The organism is Tepidibacter sp., from assembly GCF_025210165.1.
GTDB lineage: Bacteria > Bacillota > Clostridia > Peptostreptococcales > Peptostreptococcaceae > Tepidibacter_A.
In genome coordinates this window covers 1-12973 of sequence record NZ_JAOASI010000074.1, presented here as the reverse complement: position 1 = coordinate 12973, position 12973 = coordinate 1, and the positions used below count along the sequence as shown (strand labels likewise).

At 28.0% G+C, this 12973-nt stretch carries 15 protein-coding genes, 1 tRNA gene and 1 pseudogene; 2 read left to right on the top strand and 15 right to left on the bottom strand.

Annotated features, from left to right (window positions below; translation table 11 throughout):
* The 10 genes and pseudogenes from N4A48_RS12365 to N4A48_RS12320 form a co-directional block, all read right to left on the bottom strand.
* The coding region (locus tag N4A48_RS12365) for a helix-turn-helix transcriptional regulator (RefSeq protein ID WP_293666441.1) at positions 1 to 429 on the bottom strand (429 nt) is incomplete at its 3' end.
* Between the two features lie 446 nt (positions 430 to 875).
* Positions 876 to 1256 (bottom strand): tyrosine-type recombinase/integrase, encoded by a 381-nt coding sequence (locus N4A48_RS12360; protein ID WP_293666439.1) that lies wholly within the window; start codon positions 1254 to 1256, stop codon positions 876 to 878.
* Positions 1257 to 1261: 5 nt separating this feature from the next.
* A complete protein-coding gene (locus N4A48_RS12355) occupies positions 1262 to 1588 on the bottom strand; it encodes a hypothetical protein (RefSeq protein ID WP_293666437.1) in 327 nt (108 codons plus the stop codon).
* Positions 1589 to 2053: 465 nt separating this feature from the next.
* Positions 2054 to 2130, bottom strand: a tRNA-Arg gene (locus N4A48_RS12350).
* 200 nt (positions 2131 to 2330) lie between these two features.
* Positions 2331 to 2960, bottom strand: coding sequence for a response regulator transcription factor (locus N4A48_RS12345; protein ID WP_293666436.1), 630 nt, complete (start codon positions 2958 to 2960; stop codon positions 2331 to 2333).
* Positions 2957 to 3430 carry a hypothetical protein gene (locus N4A48_RS12340; protein ID WP_293666435.1) on the bottom strand — a complete coding sequence of 158 codons (474 nt, stop codon included), beginning with the start codon at positions 3428 to 3430 and terminating at the stop codon, positions 2957 to 2959. Before N4A48_RS12340 ends, N4A48_RS12345 begins: the two co-directional genes overlap by 4 nt.
* A 1132-nt stretch (positions 3431 to 4562) precedes the next feature.
* Positions 4563 to 4985: pseudogene (locus N4A48_RS12335) on the bottom strand (restriction endonuclease).
* 206 nt (positions 4986 to 5191) lie between these two features.
* Positions 5192 to 5404 carry a winged helix-turn-helix domain-containing protein gene (locus N4A48_RS12330; protein WP_293666434.1) on the bottom strand — a complete coding sequence of 71 codons (213 nt, stop codon included), beginning with the start codon at positions 5402 to 5404 and terminating at the stop codon, positions 5192 to 5194.
* A 111-nt stretch (positions 5405 to 5515) separates the two neighbouring features.
* Positions 5516 to 7135, bottom strand: coding sequence for a recombinase family protein (locus N4A48_RS12325; RefSeq protein ID WP_293666432.1), 1620 nt, complete (start codon positions 7133 to 7135; stop codon positions 5516 to 5518).
* A 214-nt stretch (positions 7136 to 7349) separates the two neighbouring features.
* Entirely contained in the window at positions 7350 to 7694 is a 345-nt protein-coding gene (locus tag N4A48_RS12320) for a hypothetical protein (RefSeq protein WP_293666430.1), read from the bottom strand.
* Between the two features lie 223 nt (positions 7695 to 7917).
* On the opposite strand from N4A48_RS12320, the gene N4A48_RS12315 reads away from it, so the two are divergent.
* Positions 7918 to 8040, top strand: coding sequence for a hypothetical protein (locus tag N4A48_RS12315; protein ID WP_293666428.1), 123 nt, complete (start codon positions 7918 to 7920; stop codon positions 8038 to 8040).
* Between the two features lie 148 nt (positions 8041 to 8188).
* Here N4A48_RS12315 and N4A48_RS12310 read toward each other — a convergent pair whose 3' ends face one another.
* The 3 genes from N4A48_RS12310 to N4A48_RS12300 form a co-directional block, all read right to left on the bottom strand.
* Positions 8189 to 9802 (bottom strand): hypothetical protein, encoded by a 1614-nt coding sequence (locus N4A48_RS12310; RefSeq protein WP_293666426.1) that lies wholly within the window; start codon positions 9800 to 9802, stop codon positions 8189 to 8191.
* A gap of 57 nt (positions 9803 to 9859) precedes the next feature.
* Complete coding sequence (locus tag N4A48_RS12305) at positions 9860 to 10372, bottom strand: hypothetical protein (RefSeq protein ID WP_293666424.1); 513 nt, start codon at positions 10370 to 10372, stop codon at positions 9860 to 9862.
* A gap of 160 nt (positions 10373 to 10532) precedes the next feature.
* A complete protein-coding gene (locus tag N4A48_RS12300; protein ID WP_293666422.1) occupies positions 10533 to 11393 on the bottom strand; it encodes a hypothetical protein in 861 nt (286 codons plus the stop codon).
* A 253-nt stretch (positions 11394 to 11646) separates the two neighbouring features.
* Here N4A48_RS12300 and N4A48_RS12295 point away from each other — a divergent pair, with 253 nt between their 5' ends.
* The gene (locus N4A48_RS12295; protein WP_293666420.1) at positions 11647 to 12057 is read left to right on the top strand and encodes a hypothetical protein; all 411 of its coding nucleotides are present in this window, start codon (positions 11647 to 11649) and stop codon (positions 12055 to 12057) included.
* A 95-nt stretch (positions 12058 to 12152) separates the two neighbouring features.
* On the opposite strand, the gene N4A48_RS12290 is transcribed toward N4A48_RS12295, so the two are convergent.
* The gene (locus N4A48_RS12290) at positions 12153 to 12473 is read right to left on the bottom strand and encodes a DUF960 family protein (protein WP_293666418.1); all 321 of its coding nucleotides are present in this window, start codon (positions 12471 to 12473) and stop codon (positions 12153 to 12155) included.
* Between the two features lie 94 nt (positions 12474 to 12567).
* On the bottom strand, positions 12568 to 12973 hold a 406-nt coding region (locus N4A48_RS12285; protein ID WP_293666416.1), incomplete at its 5' end, for a hypothetical protein.

The window sequence follows — 12973 nt, the reverse complement described above, 5'->3', positions numbered from 1 at the left end:
TTGTTTGCCTACTACTTTAAAACTTCCTTTATCAAAAATTTTATAATTCATATTTTTATCTCCTTTTATTGAAATGTGAAAGGATAGTTTAGGATATGCCTTGAGATTTACTCCCAGCTCGCGTGCTACCGAAGGGCTTATTCCATGCATTTTTCTAAAAGCTTTTGTGAATGCTTCAGGCGTTTCATAACCATACTTATAAGCTACATTAATAATCTTTTCACCAGATATAATATCCTGTGTAGCGAGTGTAAGTCTCCTTCTGCGTATATATTCACCTATTGTAACACCAGTTATCATATGGTACATACGCTGAAAGTGAAACGTAGATGATAATGCAATTTTTGCCACCTGCACAATATCAATCTTTTTAGTTATGTTATCCTCTATGTATTCTACTGCATTATTCATTGCATTAAGCCAATTCATAAAACCACTCCTTTCTGTTTCTATATTAAATATTTTCTATTTATTTGTCCTGTCTTTAAATGCTATCTGTTGACAGGTTTGAATTATAAGTTTTTTAATAGAGTAAAAGTGCATGATTCACAATATTCTACTATTACGACTTAATTCTATTATAAGAGATATGATTACATCCTTTAATATATCCACTTACACTATTTACTCTGTAGGTTATTGGTGGATAGTTAGGTCCCTCATATTTTTCCTTATTAAACAAAATTTTTCTAACCTCTGGTGAATAAATATCATATATTTCTTAATTAACTCTTTGAAAACTTTCTTAGTCATGAATTGTAACAATTTGAAGATATCTAACTGCACTTCCTTTGGCTCTTTCATAAAATATTAAAAACCACAATATGACTATAACGATTGTTAGCCCTATTAGTTTGTATGTTATTTTTCTCATTTTATAATGCCTGCTCTTGCTTATACTCATTATATCTTTTATTTTCTTTTCTAAATAATTTTTCACTAGCTGCTTTAACATCGTCTCTATAAATATGAGTGTAGATTTTCATTATAACATCTTGTGTATTATCTACCATTATTCGTTGGATTATTGGTATCTGAATGCCTGCTAGTATTAGTCTATTACACATAGTATTACGGAATTTATACAAACGAATGCTAGTATCTTCAAGCTTGTGTTTCTTTTTGAGTCTTTCTATCAATGACCTTAAAGCAGCTTCTTTCATAAAACTACCATCTCGACTAGGCAAAATGTACTGACTTTCTCTTATTTTCTCATTTTTATCATTATCTAATATCTTTCTCCATTTGATTAACATTATTATTAGATATCTAAAAATACTTTTTTCATATCATTCAATTTACCAACGTAGTTGTAAATATAGTACTTTTTATCTTTGACGGTGACTAAGTCGAAGACTTCTTTATCTAAACTACAATCATATCTATTAAGCTTAACCCCTAAACGTTCATAACCTTCTGGGTAAATTACTCTATTTGTTCTTATAGCACCTATATACGTATATCCCGATTTAGTTGATGTATCAAATATTTCTTTACAGCTATACCAGCTATCGCAAAGAACATATCCTTTATTAACTGGATTTGGAAGAGATTTAATTATACTAGAAGCTATTGCTATTTTACTCATATTATTTTTATAATAAATTTCTATGCTTGGGTGATAAAAATGTGTAATGCTATTATTTATTAAAATTTATGTTATATTAAGTCTAATATTTCAAGATAAACAATATGGTTCAAATATGAATACTACTAAATTTTATTTTAATAATAATAGCCTTAATGGCCTCATTATATATATGGAGAGCTACCTTTGAAGAGTATTTATTAACTCATGTAAAACTAATTAATAGTCAAAATGAGAAATCAATTGATTTACTACTAATTGATAATAAAATAATTTATTATAAGGAGCACGATACATATAAATATGAAATTTCAAGTGAAAATACAATCATTGAGTTTACAAATAATAATTAACTCTTTTAGCTTATAACTTATTGACCAACTTAGACATCATTTAGTCAACACGCCTCTTCTTCCTCAAAAACAGCAAAAATCCCAATACTTTGATAGTATTGGGATTTTTCATTGGCGTTCCCGGAGGGAGTCGAACCCACGACCTATCGCTTAGGAGGCGATTGCTCTATCCTGCTGAGCTACGGAAACATATTATATTTTAAGATGTTGACCATGGTTGCCCACGTTGGTCAACATCTGGTTAACCAAAATGTATTATATAAACAATATGGAAATTCTATAAACCTTGAAATACAATATTTTAAATGAGTTCAATCTTCGATATTTACTCCTAAATTTAATATGCTTAATAGCAAAACATAGTTTAGGAAACCACTGTTCAACGAAGACTATACCTCTGATGAACTATTTATTATTTCTTTAGAAAATAGTTTAATTAACTCTTCTCTGTTAAAACAGTCTGATTTTTTTAATATATTTTGCATATGTTTTTTTACAGTGGTTTCTGCTATAAACAGCTTTTCACTGATTTCTTTATTGCTAAGATTATTAATAGCAAGATTAAAAACTTCTCGCTCTCTTCTTGTAAGATTCAAGGTCTGTTTACTTATTAAAGGTTTTTTCTCAATATGTTTATTTACTAAGTATCCTAATATGTTCATTCCCGGTAAATAAATCAATAGACAAAATAACATTGGCTTCAAACAAAGTATATTTTCACTAATTATATTTTCGTATTCAATTGAAGTACTTAAATAGTTAAACAGTAAAAATGATGATATTAGCAGCCCTGTTAAAAACAAATTAAATCTAAACTTATCCAAAAGTCCAGAATAATCAATGCTATCACCTTGTCCAAGTAATATTAAGATTACCGTACTTATAAGAATAATAGTCATCATTCGAATATCTTGTAACTTTAGAAATCTAAAATCTGTTGTCCAACTAATCAATCCTATAAAAACTATAGTCAAACTTGCAGTTTTTACTATATTCTTTTTATATCCATTTATTTTCATTGTTCTCGATAAATGATTTCCTTCTTAATTTTCGCACTAACCGCATGTTGGACTAAATTAATTATAAAAGCATAAAACACAGTAAGAATACTCACAGCTATCGCAGGTCCCACTTTTGACAGATCACCTATATAACGAATAGAAGATACAAAGCCAATAATTGCACCTATTACTGAAGAAATATATACTAACTTAATGCATAAATCCATAGCATTCTTACTAGCCTTAAGTTCCTTCAATGTATATTCAAAACTTCCTGTAGCAATCTTATACCCACGTATAAAATCCTGAAATAAATCTGCTAAAATCAACATCGGGAATGTAAACAAAATAATCAAAATCAAACTTGGAATATCTACAAATAATCTAACTTCAGAACCCATGGACGCAGTTCCTATTAATGATAATAGTAAAAAAACAATAGCCAGTATACGTTTTAAATTACTTTTTCCTTTTTTGTTTGTACTCATACTACTTTCCTCCTTTAATTCCATTGGTTTTTATATTTTGGCGCATCACCACCAACGCTTAAGACTATGATAGCAAAATACCATAGTGAATAAAAGCGTAATAAAGGAGTATATTGGTAGTAAAATAGTAGTAATGATTTCTATTTCTCTACTTATGGTACGGTTCACCTCACCTTACTAAAGTGAGGTTTTTTATTACTTAGTCATTTCTAAGTATCAAATTTATTTCATTCACTTTTTATTTTCCCCCACTTTGCTCTTTACTAAGCGTCAAAAGCGTTTTATGCCAATGTAGCTGCTGTTGCTACTGATTCTATTTTAGCCTTATTTTTATTTTATCACAACCGCTCTAACTAAATTTTATTGTGAAAAACGAAAGAAGGAAAACTCTTATTTTCTAAGAATTCTCCTTCTATATTATTACATAGTATTTTGTTTATATTTATTCTATTATATCTACTATTATTATTTTCTTTATCAGTAACTTCTTCTTTTGTAATTATATTTCTTCCAATTATACTAAATTATTACTATCCTTACATGCTGTACTAACCAGAGCAATAAATCATATAACCCATTAGCTCCTATACTTATAAGTACTGCATATATTGCTTTTTTATTTTCTTTATTAAATAGCATACCATTATTCACCTTCTTGTTATTATTGAAGTGTGCTAATTAAAAGCATGGCATCTATCTAACGTGTATGCTCTTTACATTATTATTTATTCTTATTTGTATTTTTCCGCCTTTTATTTTTCTTTTCATATAAGCTAGTCTTCGCCTTTTATCTTTATCTTAGTCTATTTTAACCATTTTCGCCTTGTTTTTGATTTATCTTGTCCTAATAATAGCTTGTTCAAGCTCTTTACCGACATTATTTTTATTCTTATGGCTTTTTATTTGGTGGTTGACTTTTATTCATTATTTAGGCTTATTTGGTATGCTTTTTACTCTTTTATGGCTTTATTTTTTTAAGAATTCACTTCTATTTCTTGCATACATTTATTCTTTTATAGATGTACCAAGCGAGAAATTATTCCACTTTTACTCATTATACCATAATAGTAAAAGCTTGTATATAATCCTATTTTAAAGGAAATCTGTTGTATATAATTTAATATATATAATGTTAAATACGTTTAAACCATTCTCCATCTACATGCACTTTTTCTACCATTTCAACATCTATTCCTAACGATAATTCTTTAAGTCTCTCTGCTAAATCATTGCCATCAATAAGATCTATAGGTGTAGCTCCATCTCTTTGTGCTTCTTTTCTAGCTTCTCTTGAAAAAGTACCCGTTGTAATAACCAGTCCTTTATCAGCTCTTCCCATCATAGCACCCCTAAAATCTCTTATAACTGATGCACTTACTGTTCCTGAATATCTCTTAGCTTGAAATGCTGTATGAAAAGATATTACTCCACCTATTTTAAGTATACCTTTTCCATCAATTCCTCAATCATGCGACTTGCCTGTTACAATTACATTAGTAAATCCTAATTCTCTTAGCATACGTTGACACAGCTTTTCGAACTGTTGTGGAGTTATTGTTTTAATGATTTCTAAAACATTGTTTTGCCATGTAAACTCTTCAATCTCGTCATCTTCTATAATATCTACATTACTATGTTCTGAATCCGTAGAGCTATCACAGCTATAATTGTCTTTAACAAATCTTTTAACATCATTTTTATCTATATTAATAGTGTTATTTCCTTTATCCGTAATAGCCCAAACCCCTCTTTTACTATTACTTATATAGCCCGATTAAGATATGTTCTAGCCCATGCTGCTCTATATTCAAGTTTAGTTGTACTTCCTTTATGAATATCTTCAATTTCTTCTTCGCTAAGTGACAGTATTTCTATTATTTTTTCAATGATTTCATCATTTGAAGCTGATCCCCCTAATTCCTTTATAGCTTTAAGTGTTGGGTTCATTAAATCATCATATTTATATTCAAACATATTTTCGTCCCCCATATGATTTTGATTTATTATTTAATTTACATATTTATCCTACATTATAATATTAAAGCAAGCAACTTTCTAGCTTATTTATTATTTTCTATACTGAACCTAGATTACTATCTTAAAAATATAAAAAGAAGAAGAACCCTCATTTTCTGAGAGTTCTCCTTCTTTGTTATTCCCTAATATTTTCTTTATCTTTTCATTAAAATGTAATTCTATTGTATCTATGTTTTTTCTATCTCCTACTGTTATTTTCTTTATCAGTAGCTGGAGTAGTAGCTTCTTCTCCTGTGGATGTGATTCTTCTAGTAGTTTATTGAAATTTCCAAGTACACTTTTTACAAATTCAAAAGGTACTTCTTCTGAGTTACTATTGTCTAATTGCTTTGTTATTTTATCACTTAGACCTTGGTTTACTTCTATATCTTCTTCTATCTTTTTCAGTCTAGCACCTAAAGTTTTTTTCTCTATTATTCCATCTTCATATAATTCAAATACCTTATTCTTCTTATTATTTAGCTCTTTTAGATTATTCTTAACACCCTTCAATTGAGTTTCTAAAGGTTTAATTTTTTCTACCCTAGTTTCATTAAGTTTAACTACTATATCTTTTAATATTTTTTCATTATTTAATACTTCTTTTATTCTTGAAAATACATATTCATTAGCTTTGTCTGCTCTGATACTATTTGATTTACAAACTGCTGAACCTTTATTTTTGAAATTACCACAATAGTAGTATTTTATTACTTTTTTAGTTCCATCTTTTAGTTTATTTGTAGTTCTACCACATACCATTCCTATTCCACATACAGGACATCTTAAAAGCCCTGTTAGTGGGTAGCTGCCATCAAAATTCCTAGCAGGTTTTTTACTTTTCAAATTATATAGCTCCTGTACTTTATTCCAAATTTCTTCATCTATTATTGCTTCGTGATTTCCTTCTACTAAAATATAATCTTCATTCTTCCCTTTTCTTCTTTTATTTGCCCAATCTACAAACCTATTAAATCTAATTTTTCCTATATATACTGGATTTTTTAGTATACCTTTTACTCCCATAACCCCAAAAGAATTTCCCCTAGATGTTTTATATCCTATATGATTTAATTCATTTGCTATTGCTTTTAGACCTTTCCCTTTAGAGTACATAGTGAATATTTCTTTTACAATAGCAGCTTCTTCCTCTACAACTTCTAGTCTTGTTTCTTCTTTATTATTTATCTTTACCGACTTATACCCTAGAACCCTTCCCCCATTCCATTTACCTTGCTTAGCTCTTTGTTTCATCCCCATTTTCACGTTTTCTACTATTGTAGTTCTTTCAAATTCACCTACTCCTGCTAACATTGTCATTAATAGTTTTCCTGTTGCAGTAGATGTTTCAAAGTTTTCTGTTATTGAGCTAAACCCTACATTATTTTCACCAAGAATATGAACTATGTTTAGTAAATCTCTACTGCTTCTTGCTAATCTATTAGTTTTCCAAACCATCACTTCATCAAATTTACTTTTAGTACAATCCTCTAGTAGCTGTTGCAATGCTATACGATTTTTTATTGATTTTCCACTTATTCCTCTATCTACATAGGTTTCTACTACAATTTTACCCTGTATCTCACATAGTCTTTTGATATTTTCTATCTGAGCTTCTATTGAATATCCTTCTTCTGCTTGTTCTGCTGTAGAAACTCTTGCATATATGGCTACTCTATTTTTATGCATTATTATCAGCTCCCTTATTATCTATTTTAGTTTTAATTATTTCTGCTAAAAGTTCTACAATTCTTTCGTAGTCTGACATCATTATTTCCTCCAAATCAATCAATTTTATAATATATGTGTGAATTTTCTGTTAATTCCCTCTGTTTCTTTTTTCTTTTCTCAGTATTAACTGATGTTCCTGCTGCTACTGTTGCTTTTTTAGGGTCAAAAATAATTAAGTTATTTTAATTATTAATGTATATTCATATATATCAGCTTCCATCATTTTATCTTTTATCCTATTCTCAAATTTATATGTAGCATTGCATATATCATCTATTCTATTAATATCCATTGGATTTTCTATGTCACAATAGAATCTTACCATTTCATTATTTGATTCAACTTGTTTTATATCTTTATTAAGCACTTTTCTAATACTCTGTATTACATCATAATCCTGTTCAACATATCCTATTTTCATCTTTGTAGGAACTTCTAATTCATAATGTTTAATAAATTTATTTGAATATTCTTTTTTATTTTGTATATCTAAGTATACATTTATATGATTTTTCATTTTTATTTCTCCTATTTGGTATTTTTATTGTTAGTAGGGTCAATTATATGACTCCACCAATTCTTTTTTGATTTAACAATATAGTGTATATAATTTAATTATTAAAGTATAGTTATGAATTCCAGCTATATTTGCTGCTTTTTCTACTTTAGTTTCTATATCGTTTTTCCGTTCATATATAGCTTCTAACTCATTCGCAAAATCACCTTGACCCGTATCAAAAGTGAATATTATTTTTTCTTGGCTACAAGATATTGTTTGTATATCTATACCTAATTCATCACTAACTGAACTTATTATTTTACTTTTAGTAGTAATAGTAGTTAGCGGAACTATTAGTTCATAATCTTGTATTATTGTATCTTCTCCCTCTTCATTAAAAGTTTCTCTATCTTGTAATTCTAAGTATACTTTTTTTATTTCAATCTCTCCTTTTTAGTTTGTTTTTATTGTCAGTAGAGTCAATTATGACCCTACTGACGTTTTTTTATTTTCTAATTATCTTCATCAGTTCTAACAAAATCATCAATTTCAACTTCAGTTTCAATTTGATTCCTTTTAGCTGCTTCTTTTCTTGTTTTTTCTTTTTCAATCATATTTACATTATTTTCACTATCTTCTAGATTTATATTTTCTACAGTTATTTTTTTGTAATCACCTGCATGTCTTATTTCAAAGTAAATTCCCACTTTTTCAAGATTTGATTTTACCTCTTTTAACCTTTTGCTTAATGTATGGCTAGCTTTTGGAAAAGCTTTTGATTTTATGTTTATTTTTTCTCTTGTAGCAACTAATTCTAATTGTGTTAATAGCTGAGATACACTACCTACCCATTCACGTTTATCTTTCATTAGTGCTATCAAAGAAGATGCAACAGGATGAGATGATATAGCTTCTTCATTTGTTTTATCTTGATTTTCAAGATATGCTTCTAAAAATACCTCTCCTCCTATATCTATTGCTTCTGCTATGGCATACCCCCAAATTGTAAAATCAGCCATTCTACCAAGTTTATCTAATTTTATAGTTGGGTATATTTTCATTGCTTTTGATAAAGCTTTTAAACATGCTCCTAAAATTTTAGGCTTATCTTTTTCAAAGCTACTCCAAACTTCTTTTTCAGTTTTTCTTTCTGTCTCATCTATTCGTTCTAATTCATTAAGTAAGCACCTATCTAAAAGATCTGATTTTGTTGCTCCTATGTTTATTCCATTAAATCCAACACATCTTTTAAAACTAACTATTGACTCCTCTTCATCTGTATATAATGTTCTTTTAGAGAATGCTCCTCCTGTTGCTGCCATACATAACATATTACTTTTCTCTGATGATATAGTTTCAATGTTATCGTAAATAGGCATATAATTATTTGCTAAAGATAGTGCCATATCTGTTTTAGATGTTGGTAGACTAAAAAGTTCCTGTTTTGCTGGGTCTACTATACTTTTTATCATTCTCATTGTAGTAGACTTAGCTGCTCCTTTTTCTCCGTAAAGAAGTAAAATAGGATGAGGTATTCCAGCTACAAAACAGCTTACTAAATATGCTATAAAAAGTACTTTATCTGATTCTGTTTTAAATCTAAAATGCTTATCTACATATTCTATTAATTCTTTTACTTCAACATCTAAATCTGGTTTTACTTGTTCCTTCATATTTGCTCCTCTAGTAAAAAGAATAGGTGGTTTATTTTCTAAAGTTACACCTTCTTTAGTTATCTTTACAGCTCTCCATTTTTTGTCTCCTAAATCATAGTAAAAATCATCACCACTAATAGCTACTCTCTTTTCTAGCTTTTTTTCATTTCCAGAAAAATTTGCAAACATTTCTAACGTGCTTATTGCTTGCTTTATTGCATCTTGACTTACCGATTTACTTGTAAGAACAAAATAGAGTTTAATAAGCCATCTATTAAATTTTTTACTTCTTAACTTTATTACTTCATTATGATTATCCACTTCTATAGCTGCAAAACCTTCTTCAATTTCATTACAAAAAAATTTAGCTTTTTGTGATGCTAATTCTACCAAAATATCAGGTATAGCTTTTTTATCATTTGAACTATCCAGATCATCCTTACTATCATCTATTTTTGTTTCTTCTATCAAAATACTCACCCCTTTTGTCCCCACAATAAATTATTGTAGGGACAATTATTTTCTTTATTAGTCTTCAAGTAATCTATCTTCTTCTAAGCTATCTTCATTATCTTCTTTTAAAACCTTTCTCTGAATGTTATTTTTTTTAACTGGTTTCTTAGGAAATTTAGGTTTTTTCTTAACTTCCTGTATACTCTTATCTTGTATTTCTTCAAAATCTTCTTCTAATTTCTCTATATCAACTATATTTGAATATTCCTCTCCATTTTTATAAGTATTTTTAACTTCTACTATTACATTCATATTTTTTAATTTATCTATATCTAGTTGCTCTCCTTTTTCTGGTAGATTATCTAATTTTCTAAGTGTTTTTACTAGTTTCCCTGCTTCATACCACTTAAAAGGAATGTTAAAATATAATTCTACTCTTTCACCATTGTCTTCAATATCAACTTGTAATACTAAGTAGTTTTGACCACTCCATTTTTTCCCAAATATAAGTGATATTCTCCCTTTATACTTTCCATCTCCAATATTCTTTTTTACATCTCTTCTTGTAATATCAAATGGTAAATTCATAATAACTACCTCCTGTAATTTTATTTAAAAGCGATGCATCAGCTTCTTGATTATTATTCTATAGGAATTTCATCTTATTAAAAAAAGGGTAAAATAAAAAAAATTTTACCCCCCTTATCTAAAATCAAAAAAATAACCCTAAGATTAAATCTTAAGGTTATTAATTCTTTTTAAATCCATCTATTAACTTTTTTACTTCCTCTAAATCTTTCTTACTTGGCTTTTTTAGCTTTCTAATTTTATTCTCATCAATTTCTCCCTTATATTCCATTATTGCTTGCCAAACTACAGCACGGCTATCATCCATCAATTCTGATAATTCTTCATATGCATCTTCATCATCTATTTCATTATTCAAACTCTGTTCACTTATCTCTGTGATTTCTTGCAATCTTATATCATTTACATTTTCTACTATTTGTTTCCATTGACTTGACACCTGTTTTAATAAATCTTTATAGTAGTTTATTAAATAAATTTTATCACTATCATTTAATGTCTCATTATTCTCTGCAAATATAGGTTTAATTTCTTCTATATCCTCTAAAATCTGTTCTACAGCTTCTTTTTTAGTATCCTCTATAGCTTTTCTTATTGGGTATCTAGTATTAAAATACATTTTATTTCTTTCATTAATATATTTTTCTTCTTCTAATTTTCCTTTTAGCAAGCTCTCTACATCTGCAACTATTTCTTGCAGATTATCTAGTTGAACTTCATCAAACTTTTTTTTTCTAATATAATTTTTCATAGGTTTTTTAGTATAGTCGTTAAGTAATTTTTTTACAATATTTTTTTTACTTTTTGGTATTTCATATTCATTTTTATTAATTTTTTTTAAAACTTCATTATCAACTCCTAATATAGTTAATATTTCTTTAAATCTATCTTTATTTGTATCATAGTAATTACTATAAATTATATCTTTTTCTTCTCCATTCTTTGATTTATATTCTTTTTGCATATCATCAAACATTTCTTTTATTATTTCAGAAAGGGACATCATTTCATTTCTCTCCATTAAAGCTACACTCCTCATCTTTTTTAACTCTAGTTTATCACACTCCTTTTAATCCTTTCAAAGCGTCAATAGCGACAATTTTAACTTCGTTATTTGCCACTATTGTCGCTACTTTATGTGAAATTTTACTCTATCAAACATTTATACCCTCAATTTTTTGTTCGGCTAAATTTTTTCGTTTAAATTTTTAGTCGGCTCAAAACAATTTAATAATTCATATTAGAATACTTATTTATTTTTAGGAGGTATTTTCATGACTAAAATATATAATAACTATAATAATTCTAAAAAATATAATCTTATTTCTAAGAAAAACGATTTAGATTTATGTAAAAGAAAAATTAGAAATCTAAAAAATATTTCTCTAGATAATTTATCCATTTATGAAAAAAATAAAATTACTAGAGATTTAGAAATTGAATTAAGAAGGAAAGAGGTATTAGAACGAGATTTAAAAAAATTAGGTTTTATAGAAACTAAAGGCAGACCTAAGAAAAATCCTGATGAAAAATATTGTAATACTAGAAAGAAGTTTACAGCTATGCTTTTACCTAAAAATCTTGATTATCTAAAAGCTCTTAAATCCGAGCAAAAAATTGATAATATTTCATCTTTTCTTGATGAAATTATTGAAATACATAGAATAGAAAATTCAAATGCTTAGTTTAGTCGCTTCCCGACCTCCTCCCCTTTTGTTCGGTGAGGAGCGTCAGAAGCGTCAAGAAAACTTACTCTACTTACTCTACTTTAGGTGCAATTTTAGTATTCATCAGCTATCATCATTGTACTGTACTCTTTTCTATTTTCACTATTAGAGCTAATTACAAAAACTTTCTCTTGTACTGGCTTTTCTATTCTTACCTCAATTTTTCTATTATACTCTGGAACTTCTTGAGTATGTTCTATTACCTGTATTACTTCCTTATTTTTAGTTATTTTCTTCAATCTAAAAACTTGCAAATAGTCTATTTCTATCCCCTCTCTTTTTAAATCCTCTATCATCTGAAACATTATTATTTGCAATTCTAGTGATATTTTGGATTGCACCCCTCTAGTTATATATTTTTCACCTTCAAACATTTTATTAGCTCCTTCCGTTAATTTATGCAAAAAATAACACTAACCTCGTTTATGAGATTAGTGTTATTTAAATTAATAGACATTTTATTTTCTTCTAGTTTATAGTAATAGTTACTTGCTTATCATTTTGTATTGCTCTATCTATCTTACCCATTATTGTATCTACTTGTGTATTTGTTGTTCCTGGTAAATTTACAGTGTAAGCTGTAGTCACATTTTTAGGGATATCATAAACAAAATACATAGTTCTTTCTATTTTAGGCGATAAAGAAGCTAAGAATCCAAATTGATTTACTAGATTTTGATTATCTGGTATTACTTCCATAGCTCCTGATTGTAACTCATATTGTGTACCATCGAATTCCTCTAGATTGAATCTCCCCCATTCAAAATTACTCATATCTATACTTGATTGAGTTTTATTCAACATTTTTACTTCTAATACTAAAAATTGTCCTTCTGGCTCAGCATACTCATAGTCATTTTCTAGTCTTTGTGCT